Raw genomic sequence first — 21,032 nt, 5'->3', positions numbered from 1 at the left:
CCGCCTCCACCCCTGACGCTCGAACCGGAGAACCGGATTGCCCCTTCTGCAACTCATTTCGCGACGCCTGCTGCAATTGATCGGTGTGCTTGCCGGTATCAGCCTCGTGACGTTCCTTTTAGTGCACATGGCCCCCGGCGATCCCGCGCGGCTTCTTGCCGGGGAGAGGGCGAGTGCTGAAACCATCGCGGCGATCCGTTCGCAATATGGGCTCGACCTGCCGCTTTGGCGGCAGTTCCTGACCTATCTCGCCAATCTCGCTTCGGGCGATATCGGCCTGTCGCTGCGCTTTCAGCGACCGGTAAGCCAGCTTATTGAACAGTTCATGTGGCCGACGCTGTTCCTGACCGGCTATGTGCTGTGCCTCGCCATCCCGCCGACGGTCGTGCTCGCCATCCTCGGCGCCCGCCGTCCAGGCGGCATCGCAGACCAGACCGTTCGCCTTTTGGGGATTGCCGGCCTCACCATCCCGGTGTTCTGGCTGGGCATCATGATGTCGCGCTTCTTCGGCGTCAGCCTGGGCTGGTTTCCGGTCTCGGGCTACGGCGCCGGTTTCACAGGCCATCTTCATCACCTCTTCCTGCCGGCCCTATCGACGGCCATCTGGCTGGTACCGGTTCTGACTCAGAGCCTGCGCGCCGCCCTTATCGAAAAAACGACAGCCGACTTCGTCACCGCCGCGCGGGCGCAGGGCGCCACAGAGCGGCAGATATTCTGGCAGACCATGTTGCCGAACGCCGCGCTGCCGACGCTCAACCTGCTCGGCGTCATGGTGGCCTTCATGATCGGCGGCGCCGTCATCGTCGAAACCGTCTATGCGGTGCCCGGCCTCGGCACGCTGATGGTCAACGCGCTGCTCGGGCGCGACTACTATGTCGTGCAGGGCTTGACGCTGATCTTCGCGGTCTCGACCGTCCTGATCACGCTTATCGTGGATCTGCTCACCGCCTTCATCGACCCGCGCGTCCGGTTCTGAGGAGATAGCCCATGGCTGACAGCCCTATTCTTGTGCAAACCGCGCCACCCGTCGGCAGCATTACCCCTACCATCCTGATTGCAGTCGTCATTCTTGGTGGATGGCTTGTGATGGCGCTAGCCGCCTCCGCAATCGCGCCCTATGATCCCAATGCTATTAACATCATGAATATGCTTTCGCCGCCGAGTGCCGCCCATTTGTTCGGCACGGACCAAGTCGGTCGCGACGTCTTCTCTCGGGTTCTTTTCGCAAGCCGGGTCGATCTGCTGCTGTGTGTGGCCGGGGTGCTTCCGCCCCTCCTGATCGGCACGATTATCGGGCTGTTGAGCGGCTATTTTGGCGGTGCGGTCGATACCGTGTTCATGCGCATCTATGACCTGACCGTCGCGTTCCCCTTCTTTGTTCTGGTGCTGGCCATTGTCGGCGTGCTCGGGCCGGGGCTCCTCAACTTTATCCTGGCGCTGACACTCGTCGGCTGGGTGAGCTATGCGCGTTTGGTGCGGGCGCAGGTCCTGACGATCCGCGAAAGCGAGTATATCCAGGCGGCCAAATGCCTTGGCTATTCTCCGGCCACCATACTCAACCATCATGTGCTGCCCAACGCCATCGGACCGGTCATCGCCTACGCAGCCAGCGACGCGGTGCTCGTCATGCTCGCCGGTGCAAGCTTCGGCTTCCTCGGCATGGGCGCGCAGCCGCCGCTCGCCGAATGGGGCGTGATGATCGCCGACGGTCAGGCTTTCGTGCAGCAAGCCTGGTGGATCTGCCTGTTTCCGGGATTGGCCGCCATTTCGCTCGGCCTCGGTTTTGCTCTGCTCGGCGATGGACTGGGGCAGATACAGCGGATGGGAGTTACGGCATGAGCGGGGGGGAAACGGGCAAGCCGCCGCTGCTTGAAATCAAGGATCTGTGCGTCAGCTTCGGTGTTTTTGCGGCGGTGAAGAACGTATCGTTCATGCTCCAGCGTGGAGAAATCCTCGGCATCGTTGGCGAAAGCGGTTCGGGCAAATCCGTGACCTGCCGCGCCCTGATGCGGCTGCTGTCGGCCAAGGCACGCGCGGACGGCACGGTCAGGCTCGACGGACGTGACCTGCTGACGCTTGGCGAGCACGAGCTGTGTGCCATCCGCGGCCGCGACATCGGTATGATCTTCCAGAACCCGGCATCGCATCTCGATCCATTGCGCCGCATCGGCCCGCAGGTCGCGGCGCCGATGATCCGGCACCTCGGGATCGGCAAGCGCGAAGGCCTACAACGCGCGATCAAACTGCTGGAGGATGTCGGTATACACGAGCCGGAAAAGCGCGCACGGTCCTATCCGCACGAGTTTTCCGGCGGCATGAAACAACGGGCGATGATCGCCGCCGCGATCGGCTGCCAGCCGAAGCTGCTGATCGCCGACGAGCCGACGACCGCTCTCGACGTCACGGTGCAGGCCCGCATCCTGGAACTGCTCAAGGAGCTCAATCGCAAGAATGGGCTGGCGATGATCCTCATTTCGCACGATCTCGGCGTCGTCGCGGATATCTGCTCGCGTGTGGTGGTCATGCGCAATGGCGAGGTGGTGGAACAGGGGCCGATCGACGACGTCATCAACCGGCCGCGCCATCCCTATACAAGACTGCTGATCGAATCCCAGCCAGGCCGCAAGAGCTATGGCACTGCGAGCGGTCCGGATCGGGCAACGCCGCTGCTCAGCATCGAAAATCTTTCGGTGACGTTCCCCGCCGGGCAGGGCCTGCTCAGCGGCTTCGGAACCGACAATTCCTTCCGGGCCATCGACGGCATAGATCTTATGATCAATACCGGCGAAACGGTTGGTATCGTAGGCGAAAGCGGCTCCGGCAAGAGCACGCTCGCCCGGTCGATAATTCGCCTGAACACGCCGAGCGGCGGTGCGATCCGCCTGGACGGGCAGGATGTCGGCGCACTCGGGGGGGAGGCGCTGACGGCGTTCCGTCGCCGTGTGCAGATGGTGTTCCAGAACCCGTACGATTCACTCAATCCGCGCCTGACCATTGCCGAGGCCGTTGCCGAGCCGATCTGGCGGCATGGCATCGCGGACCGAAAGACGGCGCGGAAAGAGGCCGACGCCTTGCTGGATATGGTGGAATTGCCGAGCAGCCTGCGCGATCGCAAGCCACAGCAGCTTTCCGGCGGCCAATGTCAGCGCGTCGGCCTTGCACGAGCGTTGGCGCTGAAACCGCAGCTTCTCATCGCCGACGAAATCACCTCGGCGCTCGATGTCACGACACAGGCGCAGATCCTGGAATTGCTCGTGCGGCTCCAGCGTGAGCGCTCGCTGACGCTGCTCTACATCTCGCACGATCTCGCCGTAGTGAGCAGCCTTTGCCAGCGCGTCTATGTCTTCAAAGCCGGACGCATTGTTGAGCAGGGCGTGGCGTGGCAGGTTCTGTTCACGCCGCAGGACCCCTATACGCAGGCGCTGGTCGGCTCATTGGTTCGGCTGCCGTCGGCCCGGACAATTCCCCCTTCGCAACCGGTAGTAATCCATGCGCCTTGATGAATATGCAGCCCATGATGGAACTGGCCTCGCCCACCTGCTGGCGCAAGGCGAGGTCACGCCAAAGGAGCTCGGCCGGTGCGTCGAACAGGCCGTCGCGGCCGTGAACCCTGCGCTGAACGCCGTCATCGAACTCTATCCGGACGCGCTCGAGATCCTGCCGGAGGTCACGTCCGCCACTCCCTTCGGCGGAATTGCCACCCTCACCAAGGACTTCCCAATCGAAGCGGGGCGCCCGGCCGAGTTCGGCAGCCGTCTCGCGCAAGGTTTCCGCGCCGGCCATGACTCCGTCTACTGGACACGGTTGCGCGCCGGCGGGCTAAACAATGTCGGCCGCACGACGAGCTCCGAATTCGGCGTGCCGGCGGCGACGGAATCGCCCCTTTATGGCGCAACGCGCAATCCTTGGAACCCAGAGCGCGGCGTCGCGGGTTCCAGCGGCGGCGCGGCGGCGGCTGTCGCCGCAGGCATCGTGCCTTTTGCACAGGGCAGCGACGGGGGTGGATCAATTCGCAATCCGGCCGCGTTCTGCGGCTTGATCGGTCTGAAACCTTCACGCGGGCGGGTTACCGGCGCGCCGAATGGGAATGCCCCGCTTCTGGGCCTAGCAACGGCCTTCATGCTTACACGCTCAGTCCGCGATACAGCAGCCCTGCTCGACCTGTGCCATGGCCCGGATGCCGGCGACGGCTATGAGATCGCGCCGCCAGTGGTCACCTATCTCGATGCCATCAAGCACCGGCCGCAGGGGCTGCGCATCGCCCTGTGCACGCGCTCATGGTCCGGTGTGGAGATCGACCCGGAGGTTGTCACCGCGACAAGATCGGGGGCGGAGCGGCTTTCATCCCTTGGCCACCATGTCGAAGAGGCCTCGCCGGATTTTGATTATCCGACCTTCCTCCAGGCGCAGAAGGTCATCTGGGCCGCCGACGCTGCCGCACATATGCCGGCGATGGCGCGGCATATGAATCGCTCGCTCGAGGAAGCGCTTGGCACAAGCGTATATGCTCTTTATCGATGGGGGCTCGGCATCAGCGGTGCACAGATTATCGACGCGCTTGCCGTCTATGATCGGGTGACGCGGCAGGTCGGGCGCTTCTTTGCCGGATATGATCTTTTGCTTACACCGACCAGCGCAATGCTGCCGGAACCGATCGGCACGTTCGATCCCGATCGAGCGGGCATCGATGCGGAAGGCGTATTCAAAGATCTTGCGCCGAAGGAGACTTATACTGCGTTGTTCAATGCGACGGGACAGCCCGCGATCTCCCTACCGGTTGGAAGCAGCCGGGATGGTCTACCTATCGGGATTCAGCTTGTCGCCCGTTTTGGACGTGAGGATCTGCTGCTTGCGGCGGCGCTGCAAATCGAGGAAGAAGTGGACAGCGCTCCCGGCGTCTGGGGGCAGGGGCGTCCAGCCATTCACGCCGGCAATTTCTAGGAGTCTGTCACTGTGGTGAAAGCACGAAGCGGCAAGGATGCTAAGGGATCGAGCGACGTTGAGCAGAAAATAGACATCGAAGCGATCCTGCGCGACCGCATGTCCGGTTTCTCGCCCTCGGAGCAAAGCCTTGCGGCTTATATCTTGGATAATATTCAAATATTGCCCTTCGAGACCGGCAGCAGCATAGCTGAGGCGGTCGGAGTCAGCGAAATGACCGTCACGCGGTTCGTTCGTGGCCTCGGTTTCGAGAACCTGCGCGACCTCAAGAAGCGGTTGCGCGTCGCGGTCGCGGACAAGGACAGCGAAGTCGACGATTACATGGCTCGTTTTCAAACGCGCGGAGGCCGACAGCAGATGCTGCAGGAAAGCCTGCGGCTGGAACTCGACGCTGTCGTGAAGGCCTACGCCTTGACTACCACGGACGTGTGGGACGAGGCCGCAAGCCTGCTCGTGAAGGCGCGCACCATCTATGTCGTGGGCTTCCAGGCCTCGAAGGGGCTGGCCATGGATTTCGCCAGCCGCCTGCTCTGGGCGCGCTCCAACGTGATTTTCATCGACAACGCCTCGGGCACGTTTGGCGAGATTATCAATGCAGATCCTAAGCAGAGCGCCGTCGTCCTCGTTGACACGGCCTCGTACGCGACCCGCGGCATCAAGCTGGTGGAGAAGCTGAAGTCGATGGACATGCCGCTGGTCATCGTCACCGACAAGTTCAGTCACTGGGCTTTTGCCTATACGCGCTTCGTCTTCGAGGCGCATACGCATGTGAAAACCTTCTGGGATTCTACGGCAAGCCTCAGTGTCGTACTCAATCTGCTCATCGACGCCGTTGCCACTAAATTAGGGCCGAAGGCTAAGCGTAACTTCGCCAAGATGAGCGACATGGGCACCCTCTTTGGGGAGTTCGTCGGAGGCAGCTATCTCCGCCGCAACGATTGATCCATTCAACCGCAAATGAGAGCATGAATGACCAGTATTTCGCCATTCCGTGATCCGACTTTACCCTGCAATATTCGCATTCCAATCCAAGAGTGGGATCGCGCGCCCTGGAATCGCTGGACCTTCCAGCATGTCCGGGAAATACTGCCGACAACGCAGGTCTGGCGCGGAGCGGGTCCGGCAAGCGTGTTGCCGGCCGATCTTCGGGATATCGACGTCATCCCCTTCGAGGCGGAGGGGCAGGCTTATACCATTGGCAGCTTCCTCGAGACGAGCTATGCCAATGGCTTCCTGGTGCTTCATGGCGGCAAGATCGTCGCCGAGCGTTACCTGAACGGTATGACACCGTATACCCAGCACCTGTCGCAATCGGTCGCCAAGTCGGTCGTCGGCACCCTTGCAGGCATCTTGATCGGCCGCGGGATGGTCGACCCGACCGCGTCGCTGACGCACTATCTCCCCGAGCTGGAGGCGACGGCCTACAACGGCGCGACCGTGCAGCACGTGCTCGACATGACAAGCGGCGTAGCCTTCGACGAGACCTATACTGCGCTCGATTCCCACATGGCGCAGTTGGATGTCGCCAGTGGTTGGAAGAAGCTTGTCAACCCGAACTGGCATACGAATGTCTGGGACCTGATGCTCTCTTTGACGGATCTGGAGTGCCCGCACGGTACCTCCTTCCGCTATCGATCGATCGAGACGGATGTACTGTCCTTCGTTCTACAGCGTGCCGCCGCTACCCCGCTTGCAGAACTCGTCAGCCGTGAATTGTGGGCGCCGATGGGCGCGGAGGAAGACGCCTATTTTACCGTGGACGCTGCCGGCTATGCTTTGGGTGATGGCGGGTTCAATGCGACTCTTCGCGACTATGCGCGTCTCGCCCTGCTGCATCTTCGCGGCGGCGAGATCGACGGCCGGCGCATCGTGCCGACCGAGTGGATTGCCGGGATACGATTCGATGCTGATCCGAGACTCTTCGGTGGCATCTATCAAGAGGTTCTGCCCGCCGGCGCGTATCACAACCAGTTCTGGATCGAAGATACCGCACGCGGCGTGTATATGGCCCGCGGGGTATTCGGGCAACTGATTTATATCGACCCGGGGGCGGACTTCGCGGCGATAGTCCTGTCGAGTTGGCCGGAATTCGTCAGCACGACGCGGACGCGGACAGCGCTGACGGCGGTGAGGGCTGTAAGAGAAGCGCTGTTGTAGTCGCAATCGGGCTATTCTTTGTTCAGATTGATGTGATCGCCAAGAAGCTGCACCGACATCGCTCAACCATTCTCCGTGATTTCTGCGCCGCAATACCTTCGAGGGTCGTGAGATGCCGGAGCACCCGGAATTGGGCGGGCACAAGATCGAGCTTCTCGCTGACATCTTCGCCGATCCGATGCAGTTCGCTGCGGCAGCAGGGGCAGGCATGGTCATCGATATCGACTACGATCTCGACGCGCGGCAGATGCGCTGGCAGCGAACCCGGTTGGTTCGCCGTTTGGCGACCTGCGCCTGGCGCAGAGCAGTCGAGCCCTGTTCCTTCTCTTCCAGCCCGGCAGCCTCGATCTGTTCGGCTTCTTCAAGCCCAAGCAGAAGCTGGTCCTCGATCCTTGGATTTAAGCGTAAGTTCTGAAATCGACATATGTCCAAGCCCTCTTTCGAGGTTGAACATCAATGATCAAGCCATGATCCGGAAGGTGGGATCAGGACAGCGCTTACGTTTCGCCATAGCGGGCATGGGGCACGCATTCCCCGCGGCCGGCGACATCGCGGTCCCGCAGGGCCGGTGTCACGACGCGGATTTTCGTGCGCGATCCCCGCGAAATCGTGAAAGCACCAGCGACGGGAAAACGTTCTTCAACGGCGCAGAGCGACAACCCGGTCATAATCCCTCCAACACCGCAACGAGCCGGTCGGCGCCTTGGCGGAACGGATCGACCGTCGGCAGGCCCATCCGCCTTTCGGTTTCAGCGCAAAGCGCCATCGCATCTTCTGCACTCATGGCGGAGGTATTGAGCGAAATGCCAACCACCTCACAGGCTGGATTGACCATCCTGGCCATCGTCAGCGAAAGATCGCGCAGCGCCTCAAGGCTCGGCAGCTCATAATCCGGAAGACCGCGCATGTACGGCCGGTTCGGCTCATGGCAGAGCACCAGTGCGTCCGGTTGACCGCCATGAATGAGAGCCAGGGTCACGCCGGAATAGGACGCATGGAACAGGCTTCCCTGGCCTTCGATGAGATCCCAGTGATCCGGATCGTTGTCCGGCGTCAGAAATTCGATTGATCCGGCCATGAAATCGGCGATCACCGCGTCGAGCGGCACGCCATCGCCGGTGATTAGGATACCGGTCTGGCCGGTCGCGCGGAAGGTCGCCTTCCGTCGCTGCGCGCGCATCGCCTTTTCCATGCACAGCGCCGTGTACATCTTGCCGACCGAGCAATCGGTGCCGACGGCCAGTATTCGCTTGCCTGTCCGCTTTTTACCATTGGCGATCGGGTAGGCAACCGTCGGCACGCGGACGTCATGCAGCGTGCGGCCCAGCGTCTTCGCTTTTACAGCCAGATCGGCTTCGTCGTGCAACAGATTGTGCAGGCCGGAAGCGAGATCGAGCCCGGCATTGAGCGCCTGCAGAAGCACTGATTTCCACGCCGGCGAGATGACGCCGCCGCGATTGGCAACGCCGATGACGAGCGTCTTCACGCCCATTTCGACCGCCTGACGGATCGTCAAGTCCGGTAGGCCGAGATCGGCCTTGCAGCCAGGAAGGCGCAATTGCCCGATTGCCAGTTCCGGCCGCCAGTCGTTGATCCCCTGCGCGACCTTGGCAGCCAGTCTATCGGGCGCATCGCCCAGGAAAAGCAGATAGGGTGTTTCGATCATTGTCATTCGCGCCTCAAAGAATCTGTCCAAGGAACGCCTTCGTTCTCGGATCCTTGGCATTGTCGAAGAAGGATGCAGGGGGACCGTGTTCGACGATCACGCCGCGATCGGTGAAATAGATGTGGTCGGCGACTTCTCGGGCGAAGCTCATCTCATGAGTGACGAGGATGCAGGTCATGCCCTCGGCCGCCAGTTCCTTGATGGTGACGAGAACTTCCTTCACCGTCTCCGAGTCCAGCGCCGCTGTGAACTCGTTGAACAGCATGACGTCAGGTTGCATCGCCATTGAACAAGACCTTGTCGTAACGGAGCGTCAGCGACTGCGACAGTGTGCGGACTTCCTTCCGGCACATGGCGCCATCGAGATTCTCATGGTCGGCCAGCGGTCGGTGCATGTCCTTCGGATTGCGCGGTTGCTTGCCGAACCGCGAATTGAAATCCGCAATGAACTCAGGCGCATAGGCATTGGCAGCTTCGATCGTATCGATGCCGCGAAGCCGCATCTCCTTGACCAGCCGATCCTGCAATGTCTGGTTGGCGCGTTCCACACGGCCCTTGGCTTGCGGAGTGTTGGCACAGATAATGTCGATGTTCAGCTCATAAAGCGCACGACCAAACTGCGTCAGGCCGCTCGTCCGGTCCTTCTCCGACGTATGGGTCGAACGAAAAACACCATGCTTGTCGCTATAGAAAGCCAGCGGTTTGCCCCATTGCTGCAGATAGGCTTTCGTCGCATGCAGATAGTCGAACGTGTTCTCTGATCCGGCAAAGCGAAGATGTAACAGCTTGCCGGTGGCGTCATCGATATAGACGAGCAGGGCGCATTTGGGGCCGCGGTTCTCGAACCACCAGTGATGCGAACCATCGATCTGCACCAGTTCGCCAAAGCAGTCGCGCCGGCCGCGTGGCTGGAAAACCCGCTTCTTGCGCTCGCGACGCGAGATCCAGATGCCGGCCTCGGTCATCCATTGCCGCAGCGTCTCCTTGGCCACCGAGATCCGGTGCAGCTCGATCAGCTTCTCGCGCGCCAGCGTCGGACCGAAATCCAGATAGCGCTCCCGGATCAGATCCAGCGCCGCATTGCGAAACTCCTCGCTGTGGCGCCGGTTGCTCGGCTGCGATCGTTTCTTGGAAACGAGGCCGGCTGGACCATCCCGGTCATAGGCCTGCAGCAACCGATGGACCTGACTTCGACTGAGCCCGAGCAGTTCGGCAGCCTGGACAACGCTCAGGCGTAGGTCACGGATCTTCTGGATGACTTCGAGGCGATGCAACTCTTTCTGCGACATGGTGATCATAAAGGACATGACGACTCCGACCGCTCATGGTCTCGACCAGGCTGAAGGTCGTCATCCTTGCTCCCAACGTTGACATTGACCAGCGCGTCGAGAGGCGAGACTGTCGCATCTCTAACTGGCCCAACTGTCGCATTACTAAATAGCCCTTACATAACTTGGCGGCATAACGGATATTATGGAACATGGACGTTTACGCGCCTTATCAATGCCTTGACTAGACATTCCTGCGTCGGCCCTGCGCTTGAGCTCCGACTCCACCTGGCCGTCAATCTTGACCTGTCCGTTCTGGACGGAAACCTGCACCTTTTGAGGGGCGAGACGAGATCTGACCTGAGGTGGGTGCGCACCGTGAGCCTGATCGCCTCGTCGCCCCGCGGCAGGACGGTCGACGTTGCCTTCAATGGCTCTGTCCGATTTTGGCCTCCAATTCTCCCACCTGCGGGACATCGGTTCCTTGATGCAGATCAAGTGTTCTTCTCGAAAAGGAAAGGGCCACGCCCTGGACAGAGGGCGTGGCCCGCAGGAGCTGCGGGGTAGAACCACGGCTGGGACGTCCCCGACGAGCTAAGGATTAACGGCTTGTCTGCTCGTGGTCTTTGATGCAGGTCATACTCACGATCGAATCGCCCGATTTTTGCCGGATCGTCCTGCTCGGGTGCCTGTATTCCTTCGAGAGCAAACCGCAAGGTGGTGATCCCGCATGGTCTACGTTCTACAAATAAGCGCCACGAGATTGAAAACATGTTCGGCGGGCTCCAGGACTGGGGGCATTCACACCAAATACAATCGCTGCGCCCACACTTCTTCCCAAGCATACGCTCAGCACCGTCATCTTCGACTATGATTCAACGAGTCCTGAGCCTATCAGGTAGCTGTGCCGCCACCGAAGTTCCGGAGAAATCGAATGACACGCCGGATCATCGGCGGCTGATTGCCGTCGGGCGTACGAAGCTGGTTGGACACAATAGGAGGTCCGCAGAACGGATCGCACTCGATAGCCACCTCGACGGCGCGGAAGGGGTCACCGCAGGCCTCGTAGGCGCCCAGCGCGTACTCCTTCCCCGACCCAATGGCGAAGAAGTCGCCGACGAGGGGGCCGGATGGACAGTGGCTACCACTGAAGAGATAGACCGAGTTGTCGAGCTTGGCCAGGAGCGCCACAGGTTCCGAAAAGCTCGGATCAAAGGCTTCCTTGCTCATGCCTTCCGTGACCCACTCCTTGAACGCTTCACCACTACCGGGAATGTTGGTGGAGACGCCTAGCAGCGCGCCATTGCATTTCCCTGCCGTGATCTCGTGAATCTTCATCTTCGCGCCGATCGGATGGGAGGTGCCGGAAGTGGCGCGGCTGTCAGCGATCATAAGCTCGCGCTTGCGGTCGTAGACGATGACGGTCATTAGAGCAGCCCTTGGTAACCGAATGAAACCGGATCTGTGTCGAGTCCGGCACTTGCTAAATGCAAACCACTGCATGCTGGTGGGTTCAAAGTTGAAGTGTCCTGTTTCTGCAAAATTGGAATGTCACCCTCGCGGGTTTGATGACGGTGGAGATTGTGGGTGGGACTGAAAGCGATGGTGCGTGGCCGCATCAACAAGACGTGTTAGGGCCTTTTCAAAGTGCTGTTCGTTCAGCGTATCCCCCTATTCGAATGATCACCGGTATCCGGTACGTGATGGTCCACGAGGGCCGCTAGCGTGTTTTGGGACGTAGTGGACTTGCCAATTCCGGCCTTTCCATAGAATGCGATCTGACGCAGAGCTGCCATGCTTGGCGTTCCTTCATGTGTTCGAGGCAATGCGGATGCGGAGGCCGTTCCGCTGCCTCGCAATAGCTCTCAAGATTCGTGCCAAGCAGGCCGATTGAGATGACGAACAATAATTCGCTGAGATTCCAGTTATGTGGGCGGAAAAAGGCGCACGATCGAGGAGGTAGCTTTTGTCGCTGATCTGACAAAGGTGACGACAATGTCGCGAATCGTTGTCATGCGTCTGACGGACCACAAGCTGGCTTCGGTTTGTTCGTTTGGTCAACCGATCAGAACGGCGTTGATGTAAACGATTGAGACGGAGAAAAGCCAAGAGCTCGATGCGCTGCAGCAGCGTCTATGGACGGCTTTCGATTGATATTTCCAAGGGTTTCTCCACACTTCTGGCAATGATCCAGCATCAGCTAAACCGCTTGTCCAACCTCACTAGGCGCCCGCAGCGTTATTTTCTCGATCGCTGTGCTTCTGATCGCGCATACGGTGTCGCTAGTCAGATTATAAATGGTAAACCGAATCTCGATACACGCCCACCGCACCAGAACGTCAGTCCCCTTGCCATCTCCCGGCGTATTATTCGGCGTTGAAATCTTACGGCTCGTGGCGCCGCTATCTAGCTATCACGGACTTATCCGACCTGAAACCTATCGAACCGCCCTCCGTTCGCGGTGGTGATCGGGGCGGATTGCGACACGACATGTCGGCAACCCTACAAAACCTCTCCGCATAACGACAACGAAACATGTGCAATCTCGAAGGCTTACCGGCGCAACCTGATTGGCACGAGTAGTGCTCAGAGTAAGCCGGGTCCCTAAAGCCCAAATCCGATTGGGAGTTTAAACGCCTATGCACATCGTGGTCTGTATCAAACAAGTGCCGGGCTTCGGACGCCTGGTTTCTTCTTCGTCGGGACGCAGACAATTGACGGCGGCACGGCCCCGATAGCGAGGAGATTTGGAATGGCCTCCTGCTCCATCTGCGTCAGGGCACCTTCCCGTCACGACGGGGACTATCGTTACGCTCTCAGAAGAAGGAATTTGCAATGAGGCGCAAGCGCAGAACCCATTTCACAAGACGAGATCACAAACGTCTTTTCTCCAACCGATGGAACACCGCGATAGCCTTTAAATATCAAAACAAATCGACCTGATACTTGGCAGGGCAAGCTCATTCCTGGCGCGCGAAACGCCGGATAACACAATGTGGGGAACAAGACGTGACAAGCTATAGTTTAAATCTCGGCTCTCCAGCCCCGTCGATCAACGTGCAGCACTGGCTGCGCGGCGATCCGCTTTCCAACTTCCAGTTGGGCAAAATATACATCCCTGTGTTCATTTCGATTACCTGCAGTGGTTGCGGGCCGGCGCTGGTCCGCCTGGCTCAGGTGCAAGAGCAATACCGGGACATCGGAATTGAGGTCATCGGCATTGTAACGGCTGACGAGGCCCTAGCTGAGGTGGACGCATGGGTAACCAAATGGCTCCCGAATGCGAACATACGGATCGGGTTCGACTACTCAGGCGACATGGATGAGGATTGGCTCAAAGCCAGTCTATCTTTCGCCGTTCCACGGGCGTTCGTTGTCGACCGAGACGGTAGGATCGCCTTTATCGGCGATCTGGTTAAGCTCGAGGACGTTTTGCCAAAAGTGATCGACGGCACCTGGCGCGCCAGCGCGGAAGCAAAGAATGCCGAAAAGGAGCGGATTGCTGAAGGAGAGACTTATGCTGCGGTGATAGTTTCATGATCGAGTCTCGGCGGCGATAGAGATTAAGAATGGCAAGACGGCGCTCTCGGCGATTGAGGAGGGCATCAACCTGAACCCGGACAGCGCCTTCTTGCGGCGCAAATTTATTGCACGAGCAGTGGTCAGAGTTAGCAGGGTCCCTAAGGCCCGAATCCGATTGGGAGCTTAAACGACTATGCACATCGTGGTCTGTATCAAACAAGTGCCGGACTCTGCGCAGATACGCGTCCACCCGGTGACAAATACGATCATGCGCCAAGGCGTACCGACCATCATTAACCCTTACGACCTGTTTGCTCTCGAAGAGGCACTCCAGGTTCGTGACCGCTATGGGGGTGAGGTGACCGTTCTGACGATGGGACCGCCCATGGCTGAGCAAGCGCTACGCAAAGCCCTCACCAACGGCGCAGACCGCGCAGTGCTTCTGACCGACCGCCACTTTGCTGGATCTGACACGCTGGCGACCTCGTATGCTCTTTCTCAAGCAGTAGCGAAGATTGGCGAGAGCTATGGGGCGCCTGATATCGTCTTTACGGGAAAGCAGACAATTGACGGCGACACGGCCCAGGTCGGACCCGGAATTGCAAAGAGGCTGAACCTCCAGCAACTGACTTACGTAACGAAGATTGTATCCATTGATCCCACTTCGCGCGAGATCATGGTTGAACGGCACGCAGAGAGCGGCACGCAGATGCTGAAGAGCACGTTGCCATGTCTCATCACCGTGCTGGAAGGTGTCAATGCTATCCGCCGGGGCTCTCTCGATGACGCCTTCCGTGCCGCGCGAAGCCCGGTTCTTAAATGGGGGGCCGCTGACGCCGGCATTGGGGAGTTGAACAAATGCGGCCTAAGGGGATCGCCGACGGTGGTGAAGCGAGTATTCGCTCCTGGTCCGCGCGCCGAAAAAGCTATGCAAATGGACATTAACGACAAAACGTTGGCCGAGGTCGCCGCGGAGACGGTCGCTGCAATTTTTTCCCGCCAGCCTGTTTTGGAACGCAAGCTCACGTCCCATGGCAATCGGTGAGCAGCGAGGAGTAGATTTTGGTCGCTAGAAAAAATGAAACGCCGGCAAACGCTGTCGGCCGCGTCAGCTCAGGGAAAAAGCTGCTTAAATGTTTCGAAGATCACCGGCACGTCTGGGTCTTCATGGAACTTGAGCGCGGCAATGTTCATCCCGTATCGATTGAACTCCTCGGCGAAGGCCGCAGACTAGCTGACAAACTCGGCGTCCAACTCGCCGGGGTTGTCCTCGGTTCGTCTGAAGGCGTGGGAACCAAGCCTGCGATCGAAGAGGCCTTCGCTTACGGAGCTGATATCGCCTATCTGGTAGAGTCACCGGTCCTTGCCAATTATCGAAACGAACCCTTCACCAAGGCTTTGACGGATCTGGTCACTACTCACAAACCAGAAATTCTCCTTCTCGGCGCGACCACGCTCGGCCGTGACCTCGCCGGTGCTGTAGCAACGACCTTACAAACGGGGCTTACGGCTGATTGCACCGAGCTGGATGTTGATGGAGATGGTTCACTCGCAGCGACGCGGCCAACTTTCGGCGGGTCCTTGTTGTGCACGATCTATACGCTAAACAGCCGACCGCAAATGGCAACGGTACGGTCCAGGGTCATGGCGACGCCGCAACGTGCGGATAAGCCAATTGGGCGCGTTATCCAGCACGAACTCACAATGGTCGAGGAAGCGATCGTCACCAAGGTCCTCGCATTCCTGTGCAATGACGGTTCTGAGCAATCCGATCTGGCCAACTCCGACATTGTGGTTGGCGGCGGTCTCGGCCTCGGCGCTGCAGGAAACCTGCAATACTTGAGAAACCTGGCAACGACGATCGGCGGGGGAGTCGGGTGCTCGCGCCCACTGGTCCAAAAAGGCTGGATGCCTGCTGATCGACAAATTGGTCAGTCCGGCCATACCATTAGACCCAAGCTCTACATCGCGGCGGGAATATCTGGCGCGGTCCAGCATCGCGTTGGCGTCGAAGGAGCCGATCTGATTGTCGCTATCAACCTCGACCAGAACGCTCCGATCTTTGACTTCGCCCACATCGGCGTTGTCGCTTGCGCGCTGGAGTTCTTGCCGGCGTTGACAGAAGCTTTCGCCAAGCGAATGCCACCGCACAACTCTATCAAGGTTATGGACCGAGGAAGGCTAGATGACCAAGAGTAAGTTCGACGCGATCGTCATTGGTGCCGGGATGTCCGGTAACGCCGCAGCGTATTCGATGGCTAGTCGCGGTCTAAAAGTGCTGCAGCTGGAGCGCGGAGAACATTCGGGCTCTAAGAATGTTCAAGGGGCTATATTGTACGCCAACATGTTGGAGGCGATTATCCCAGAATTCCGCGATGACGCCCCTCTTGAACGGCATCTGGTCGAGCAACGATTCTGGCTAATGGATGACTCGTCGCACACGGGCGTGCACTATCGCTCTGATGACTTCAATGAACTGAAGCCAAACCGTTATACGATCATCCGCGCCCAGTTTGACAAATGGTTCTCACGCAAGGTGCGCGAGGCGGGAGGCACAGTCCTTTGTGAAACGACAGCGACCAGACTCGCTTGGGACCTGAACGGTAAAGTAATAGGCGTTCACACAGACCGAGAGGGCGGTGTGATCCTCGCGGACGTAGTCGTCCTTGCTGAGGGCGTGAACGGACTGCTTGGAACACGAGCCGGGTTACGCGATATGCCGAAGCCGGAAAACGTGGCACTCGCTGTCAAGGAAATGCATTTCATGCCGGAAGAGGTCATCGCAGAGCGCTTCGGCCTCAACGGTAGCGAAGGCTGTGTGATCGAAGCCGGCGGCACGATCTCACGCGGAATGGCCGGACTGGGCTTCCTTTATACCAACAAGGAGTCGATCTCGGTGGGGATCGGCTGCCTCGTCTCCGGTTTAGCGGAAGGCATGGAAAATCCGTACCGCCTTCTTGACGCCTTCAAGCGACATCCCTCGATCCGACCATTACTGGCCGGATCAGAGATAAAAGAATACGCCGCGCATCTTATTCCCGAAGGGGGCTTCAAGGCAATCCCGCAACTCTTTGGCGACGGGTGGGTGGTCGTGGGCGATGCGGCGCAACTAAACAATGCCGTGCATAGGGAGGGATCAAACCTCGCGATGACATCAGGCCTCATGGCCGGCGAAGCGATCTCTCAGATAAAGAGCCGTGGCGGCTTGATGACGAAGCGCAATCTCTCTCTCTATAAGGGCATGCTGGATAAGTCGTTCGTCATGAAAGACCTGATCAAACACAAAGATCTTCCAAGCCTCCTCCACACCGACAGTCACAATTTTTTCATGACCTATCCAACGCTTATATCACAGGCAGCGCAAAATTTTGTGCGTGTCGACGGTGCACCTAAAATCAACAGGGAGAAGGCTACAGCTGCCTCCTTTGTCAAGGCACGATCCCATTGGGGGTTGATCAGCGACGCGGTCCGCTCCGCCGCATCTTGGCGTTAAAGGAAAATTCGATGAAGGCGACCATCATTGAGCGCATTGAGGACAAGCTGTACCAAAACCGATATCTCGTCGACACTGGACGTCCGCATATCACAGTGCGACCGCACCGGTCGCCAAGCCCGAACCTGCTCGCCTTGACGCAAGTCTGTCCGGCCAAATGCTACGAAGTGAACGAAATTGGTCAGGTGGCGATTGTTTCGGATGGCTGTTTGGAATGCGGCACATGCAGAGTGCTATGCGAAGCGAGTGGCGACATCAAATGGAATTATCCCCGGGGCGGGTTCGGGGTCCTCTTCAAATTTGGATGAGGAGTCCCTACCTCCGCCGGAATAGCAGCGACCGATCCAGCTGCATTAGCGACGGCGATTGAATGCGCATCCACTCAACCCTTCGAAAGGCTAATTTTTGCGCCGTCGATAACAGGTATTTTTAACTTAGGAATATGCGTTAGCATATCTCGCGCACCAGGGTAAAAAACAGTGCACCCTCCCCTGTTTGTAGGCATGATTAAACCAGAGGCGCGGCTCCATATACTCTACGACATATCGAAAGAGCTTATCTCTTCTTTTCCTCTAGACAACGTGCTGAAAGCTGCGATGAACGCCCTCGTCGAGCATCTGCGATTGCGCGATGGCGGAATCGTGATTCACGGCGCCGGAGGAGAGCCCTGGATAAACGTGCGGGCTCCCATTGGGCACGACGTTCGCTCACGTTCTCTTACGATTGAACAGGCGGACGCGATAAATCGTGTCATCACTAGCGGTGAGAAGCACTTTGGGAAAAATTCTGCCGTTCTCCCCGTTAAAGTAAACCGGAAAGCAATTGGCGCATTGTGGATTGATTTCGCGCAGAAAAGCGGAGATCAGGACGAAACCCTTCTGGCAATGATTGCCGTCCTGATCGGCTTAACCTGCCAGCGCTATCGCGAATTGTGCAGCGATGGCGGCGCAGTCGCCGGGGAACAACAAGCAGGACAGATTCCGAAAATCAAACCGAAGCCTCAACCCACCCAGCTCGGTAAAATCGATTGGATCGTTGGGGAGAGCCCCGCGCTCAAGAGGGTATTAGCTACCACCAATATCGTTGCTGCGACGAACTCCGCGGTGCTCTTGAGAGGAGAGAGCGGCACTGGCAAGGAATGCTTTGCAAGAGCAATACACGCGTTATCGATACGGAAAAGCAAGGCGTTTATTAAGTTGAATTGCGCCGCGCTGTCGGAAACCGTTCTGGAATCCGAATTGTTTGGCCATGAGAAGGGCGCTTTCACTGGCGCTCTCCTTCAACGAGCTGGACGCTTCGAACTGGCCAATGGCGGAACGCTGTTGCTTGATGAAATTGGCGATGTATCACCACAATTCCAGGCGAAGTTATTGCGCGTGTTACAGGAAGGCGAATTCGAACGTCTCGGCGGAACGAAGACATTGAAAGTAGACGTTCGAGTTATATGCGCCACCAACAAAAACCTTGAAGTGGCCGTCCTTCGAGGGGAGTTCAGAGCCGACCTCTATTACCGGATCAATGTGGTGCCCATCATTTTGCCGCCGCTTCGGCAGCGCGACGGAGACATTTCGCTTCTAGCGCAAGTGTTCCTCGAGCAATTCAACAAGGCAAATGATCGAGATCTCGACTTCGCGCCGTCGGCAATAGACATTTTGTCGAAATGCGCCTTTCCCGGCAATGTTCGTGAGCTGGACAATTGCGTACAAAGGACCGCTACTCTCGCCAGTTCAAATACGATCGCTTCATCAGATTTTGCCTGTCAGCAAGACCAGTGTTCTTCGGCGCTCCTCTGGAAAGACGCCCACGACGGTATTGGCAACGACGCGGTGCATCATCTCAACCCACGAGATGCAACGTTAGGCGGACTGGGGGCCAACGCAGGTACTCTCACGGGTTCCGCAGCCACAGTGGAGGCACCCGGTCTCACTGAGCGTGATCGGCTGATCAATGCAATGGTGAAGGCTGGTTGGGTACAGGCCAAAGCGGCTCGTATACTAGGGAAAACGCCGCGGCAGGTGGGCTATGCGCTGCGCCGGTTTGGTATCGATGTGATCAAAGAGTGAAGGTGAGCGATGTCAAGAGCATCGTAAGCTTTGGTTGCCGGAGAAGCGACTTCGGGCGCAATCCTGCCTTGATTGCTACAAAACATCTCCGACAGCGAGCGCGGAAACGGGCGGTAAAGGCGACATAAGCGCTTAAACAGCAATGTCTCGTCGACCGGAATCTATCTTGCTTTTGGAGGTTTAACCTTTCCTAGCCAATGGAACAATGCGATGTCGGAACCGGAAATAGAGGTCGGGATGACCAGCAGCGCCCCCTTCGACCGGGCGCCGATGGCGCCCGCTATGCGCGGCGGCCGCGCATCTTCGTCCTATGACCTTTCGGTGACGGATGACATGGATGCGCGGATCTGGGAGAGAATCAAAGACCATCCCTGCTTTTCAGAGCAAGCCCATCACTATTTTGCTCGCATGCATGTCGCGGTCGCACCTGCCTGCAACATCCAGTGCAACTACTGCAATCGCAAATATGACTGCACCAACGAAAGCCGTCCCGGGGTCGCATCAGTCAAGCTAACTCCCGACCAGGCACTACGCAAGGTGATTGCCGTCGCCAGCAAAGTGCCGGAGCTTTCCGTAATCGGCATTGCCGGACCGGGCGACGCTTGTTACGACTGGAAGAAAACAGTAGCGACGTTTGAAGGCGTTGCCAGAGAAATACCTGACATCAAACTATGCATTTCTACGAATGGATTGGCGCTTCCGGACCATGTCGATGAGCTAGCTGACATGAACGTCGATCACGTGACGATCACCATCAACATGGTGGATCCGGAAGTCGGGGCGAAGATCTATCCATGGATACTTCACGGTCATCGTCGATACACTGGGATAGAAGGTGCCAGGATCCTTCACGAGCGCCAAATGTTGGGTTTGGAAATGCTGACCGAACGCGGCATCCTCACCAAAATCAATTCGGTTATGATTCCAGGCGTCAATGACACGCACCTCGTGGAAGTTAACCAATGGATCAGAGACCGCGGGGCATTCATGCACAATGTTGTGCCCCTGATTTCAAAGCCTTCGCATGGTACTTATTACGGTCTCACGGGTCAGCGTTGCCCGGAGCAGTTCGAACTAAAGGCACTTCAAGACTGTCTCGATGGTAACGTTAAGCTTATGCGCCACTGCCAACAGTGCCGGGCCGACGCCATCGGTTTGCTGGGCGATGATCGTGAGCGAGAGTTTGCCCTCGACCAAATCTCCACCAAAGCTGGATACGATGCCAACAAGCGCGAGGTATATCGGAAGCTGGTCGAGCATGAGCGAGAGGATCAATTTGCAGCAAAATTGGACGCGAACAAAGCAGTCAAGTCACTGGGTTCGTCGGGAACTCTTGTCGTTGCCGTGGCGACTAAAGGTGGCGGCCGGATCAACGAACATTTCGGTCAGGTAAGAGAACTCCAATTGTATGCCGTCTCTCGAAAAGGGATCAACTTGGTGGGACACCGTAAGGTTCTGCCATATTGCTTGGGTGGCGTAGGCAAGGAGAGCGCTCTGGATCAAATCATCGTTGCACTCGACGGTATCGATATTCTGCTCTCTGCCAAAATTGGCGATGGACCAAAGAAGCGGTTGGCAAAAGCTGGCGTGCGAGCAACGGACGCATTTGCCTATGCTTACATCGAGACTGCGATCGGCGCGCTGTACATCGCCGAGTTTGGCCGCCAGCCGTCGATGCCGACGGCGCTACCCCTCTGACTGACTCAGGAGTTGAAACATGGCTTATAAGATCATTGCATCCCAGTGCACCCAGTGCGGCTCTTGCGAATTTGCATGTCCCTCAGATGCGATCAGTTTCAAAGGTGAAGGATATGTTGTGGATTCAAAAAAATGTACCGAGTGCAAGGGTGAGTTTGACACGCAACAATGCGCTTCGGTGTGTCCGATGCCAAAGACCTGCGTCCCTGCTTGATCGCCACCGA

At 58.1% G+C, this 21,032-nt stretch carries 16 protein-coding genes and 6 pseudogenes; 14 read left to right on the top strand and 8 right to left on the bottom strand.

Going from position 1 to position 21,032, the window contains the following annotated elements:
* The first annotated feature begins 37 nt into the window (after nt 1-37).
* From HFO71_RS31870 to HFO71_RS31845, 6 genes are read left to right on the top strand one after another with little or no spacing between them, the layout of a single operon-like run.
* A complete protein-coding gene (locus HFO71_RS31870; RefSeq protein ID WP_168257397.1) occupies nt 38-976 on the top strand; it encodes an ABC transporter permease in 939 nt (312 codons plus the stop codon).
* Nucleotides 977-987: 11 nt separating this feature from the next.
* The gene (locus HFO71_RS31865) at nt 988-1,839 is read left to right on the top strand and encodes an ABC transporter permease (protein WP_168257396.1); all 852 of its coding nucleotides are present in this window, start codon (nt 988-990) and stop codon (nt 1,837-1,839) included.
* Nucleotides 1,836-3,500, top strand: coding sequence for a dipeptide ABC transporter ATP-binding protein (locus tag HFO71_RS31860; RefSeq protein WP_168257395.1), 1,665 nt, complete (start codon nt 1,836-1,838; stop codon nt 3,498-3,500). Before HFO71_RS31865 ends, HFO71_RS31860 begins: the two co-directional genes overlap by 4 nt.
* Nucleotides 3,490-4,941 carry an amidase gene (locus HFO71_RS31855; protein WP_221978147.1) on the top strand — a complete coding sequence of 484 codons (1,452 nt, stop codon included), beginning with the start codon at nt 3,490-3,492 and terminating at the stop codon, nt 4,939-4,941. The genes HFO71_RS31860 and HFO71_RS31855 overlap by 11 nt, the downstream gene beginning before the upstream one ends.
* A gap of 12 nt (nt 4,942-4,953) precedes the next feature.
* Nucleotides 4,954-5,883 carry a MurR/RpiR family transcriptional regulator gene (locus HFO71_RS31850; protein ID WP_168257393.1) on the top strand — a complete coding sequence of 310 codons (930 nt, stop codon included), beginning with the start codon at nt 4,954-4,956 and terminating at the stop codon, nt 5,881-5,883.
* Between the two features lie 27 nt (nt 5,884-5,910).
* Nucleotides 5,911-7,098, top strand: coding sequence for a serine hydrolase domain-containing protein (locus tag HFO71_RS31845; RefSeq protein ID WP_168257392.1), 1,188 nt, complete (start codon nt 5,911-5,913; stop codon nt 7,096-7,098).
* Nucleotides 7,099-7,216: 118 nt separating this feature from the next.
* Here HFO71_RS31845 and HFO71_RS31840 read toward each other — a convergent pair.
* The 8 genes and pseudogenes from HFO71_RS31840 to nifH all read right to left on the bottom strand — a co-directional run.
* Nucleotides 7,217-7,485: pseudogene (locus tag HFO71_RS31840) on the bottom strand (transposase domain-containing protein); the annotation flags it as partial.
* Between the two features lie 113 nt (nt 7,486-7,598).
* A pseudogene (locus HFO71_RS31835) lies at nt 7,599-7,766 on the bottom strand (dipeptide epimerase); the annotation flags it as partial.
* Entirely contained in the window at nt 7,763-8,764 is a 1,002-nt protein-coding gene (gene dgcN, locus HFO71_RS31830; protein ID WP_221978156.1) for an N-acetyltransferase DgcN, read from the bottom strand. The gene dgcN and the pseudogene HFO71_RS31835, both read right to left, overlap by 4 nt.
* A 13-nt stretch (nt 8,765-8,777) precedes the next feature.
* Nucleotides 8,778-9,053: pseudogene (locus tag HFO71_RS31825) on the bottom strand (ATP-binding cassette domain-containing protein); the annotation flags it as partial.
* A pseudogene (locus tag HFO71_RS31820) lies at nt 9,037-10,071 on the bottom strand (ISNCY family transposase); the annotation flags it as partial. The pseudogenes HFO71_RS31825 and HFO71_RS31820, both read right to left, overlap by 17 nt.
* Before the next feature lie 222 nt (nt 10,072-10,293).
* Nucleotides 10,294-10,442: pseudogene (locus tag HFO71_RS36055) on the bottom strand (BON domain-containing protein); the annotation flags it as partial.
* Between the two features lie 484 nt (nt 10,443-10,926).
* A complete protein-coding gene (locus tag HFO71_RS31815; protein ID WP_221978085.1) occupies nt 10,927-11,460 on the bottom strand; it encodes a peptidase S14 in 534 nt (177 codons plus the stop codon).
* A gap of 278 nt (nt 11,461-11,738) precedes the next feature.
* Nucleotides 11,739-11,828: pseudogene (gene nifH, locus HFO71_RS31810) on the bottom strand (nitrogenase reductase); the annotation flags it as partial.
* A 1,213-nt stretch (nt 11,829-13,041) separates the two neighbouring features.
* Here nifH and HFO71_RS31805 point away from each other — a divergent pair.
* From HFO71_RS31805 to HFO71_RS31770, 8 genes are all read left to right on the top strand, one after another.
* Nucleotides 13,042-13,572 carry a redoxin family protein gene (locus tag HFO71_RS31805; RefSeq protein WP_222006002.1) on the top strand — a complete coding sequence of 177 codons (531 nt, stop codon included), beginning with the start codon at nt 13,042-13,044 and terminating at the stop codon, nt 13,570-13,572.
* A 175-nt stretch (nt 13,573-13,747) separates the two neighbouring features.
* Nucleotides 13,748-14,599 (top strand): electron transfer flavoprotein subunit beta/FixA family protein, encoded by an 852-nt coding sequence (locus tag HFO71_RS31800; protein WP_221978084.1) that lies wholly within the window; start codon nt 13,748-13,750, stop codon nt 14,597-14,599.
* A 17-nt stretch (nt 14,600-14,616) separates the two neighbouring features.
* The gene (locus HFO71_RS31795; RefSeq protein WP_221978083.1) at nt 14,617-15,753 is read left to right on the top strand and encodes an electron transfer flavoprotein subunit alpha/FixB family protein; all 1,137 of its coding nucleotides are present in this window, start codon (nt 14,617-14,619) and stop codon (nt 15,751-15,753) included.
* Nucleotides 15,740-17,047, top strand: a complete 1,308-nt coding sequence (locus HFO71_RS31790; protein ID WP_168257388.1) for an NAD(P)-binding protein — start codon at nt 15,740-15,742, stop codon at nt 17,045-17,047. Before HFO71_RS31795 ends, HFO71_RS31790 begins: the two co-directional genes overlap by 14 nt.
* Before the next feature lie 11 nt (nt 17,048-17,058).
* Nucleotides 17,059-17,355, top strand: coding sequence for a ferredoxin family protein (locus tag HFO71_RS31785; protein ID WP_127431406.1), 297 nt, complete (start codon nt 17,059-17,061; stop codon nt 17,353-17,355).
* A gap of 195 nt (nt 17,356-17,550) precedes the next feature.
* Nucleotides 17,551-19,110, top strand: coding sequence for a nif-specific transcriptional activator NifA (gene nifA, locus HFO71_RS31780; protein WP_221978093.1), 1,560 nt, complete (start codon nt 17,551-17,553; stop codon nt 19,108-19,110).
* Nucleotides 19,111-19,320: 210 nt separating this feature from the next.
* The gene (gene nifB / locus HFO71_RS31775) at nt 19,321-20,808 is read left to right on the top strand and encodes a nitrogenase cofactor biosynthesis protein NifB (RefSeq protein WP_221978082.1); all 1,488 of its coding nucleotides are present in this window, start codon (nt 19,321-19,323) and stop codon (nt 20,806-20,808) included.
* A gap of 19 nt (nt 20,809-20,827) precedes the next feature.
* On the top strand, nt 20,828-21,022 hold the full coding sequence (locus HFO71_RS31770; protein ID WP_127431408.1) for a 4Fe-4S binding protein: 195 nt from the start codon (nt 20,828-20,830) through the stop codon (nt 21,020-21,022).
* The last annotated feature ends 10 nt before the right edge of the window (nt 21,023-21,032 follow it).

It is taken from the genome of Rhizobium laguerreae (assembly GCF_019778565.1).
In the GTDB taxonomy this organism is placed as follows: domain Bacteria; phylum Pseudomonadota; class Alphaproteobacteria; order Rhizobiales; family Rhizobiaceae; genus Rhizobium; species Rhizobium laguerreae.
This window is presented reverse-complemented; position numbering and strand designations above follow the sequence as displayed.

Excerpts from the sequence above, each read along its gene's own strand:
- HFO71_RS31865 (WP_168257396.1), top strand. The coding sequence starts at position 988 with ATGGCTGACAGCCCTATTCTTGTGCAAACCGCGCCACCCGTCGGCAGC.
- HFO71_RS31860 (WP_168257395.1), top strand. The coding sequence starts at position 1,836 with ATGAGCGGGGGGGAAACGGGCAAGCCGCCGCTGCTTGAAATCAAGGAT.
- HFO71_RS31855 (WP_221978147.1), top strand. The coding sequence starts at position 3,490 with ATGCGCCTTGATGAATATGCAGCCCATGATGGAACTGGCCTCGCCCAC.
- HFO71_RS31845 (WP_168257392.1), top strand. The coding sequence starts at position 5,911 with ATGACCAGTATTTCGCCATTCCGTGATCCGACTTTACCCTGCAATATT.
- dgcN (WP_221978156.1), bottom strand. The coding sequence starts at position 8,764 with ATGATCGAAACACCCTATCTGCTTTTCCTGGGCGATGCGCCCGATAGA.
- HFO71_RS31815 (WP_221978085.1), bottom strand. The coding sequence starts at position 11,460 with ATGACCGTCATCGTCTACGACCGCAAGCGCGAGCTTATGATCGCTGAC.
- HFO71_RS31800 (WP_221978084.1), top strand. The coding sequence starts at position 13,748 with ATGCACATCGTGGTCTGTATCAAACAAGTGCCGGACTCTGCGCAGATA.
- HFO71_RS31790 (WP_168257388.1), top strand. The coding sequence starts at position 15,740 with ATGACCAAGAGTAAGTTCGACGCGATCGTCATTGGTGCCGGGATGTCC.
- HFO71_RS31785 (WP_127431406.1), top strand. The coding sequence starts at position 17,059 with ATGAAGGCGACCATCATTGAGCGCATTGAGGACAAGCTGTACCAAAAC.
- nifA (WP_221978093.1), top strand. The coding sequence starts at position 17,551 with ATGATTAAACCAGAGGCGCGGCTCCATATACTCTACGACATATCGAAA.
- nifB (WP_221978082.1), top strand. The coding sequence starts at position 19,321 with ATGTCGGAACCGGAAATAGAGGTCGGGATGACCAGCAGCGCCCCCTTC.
- HFO71_RS31770 (WP_127431408.1), top strand. The coding sequence starts at position 20,828 with ATGGCTTATAAGATCATTGCATCCCAGTGCACCCAGTGCGGCTCTTGC.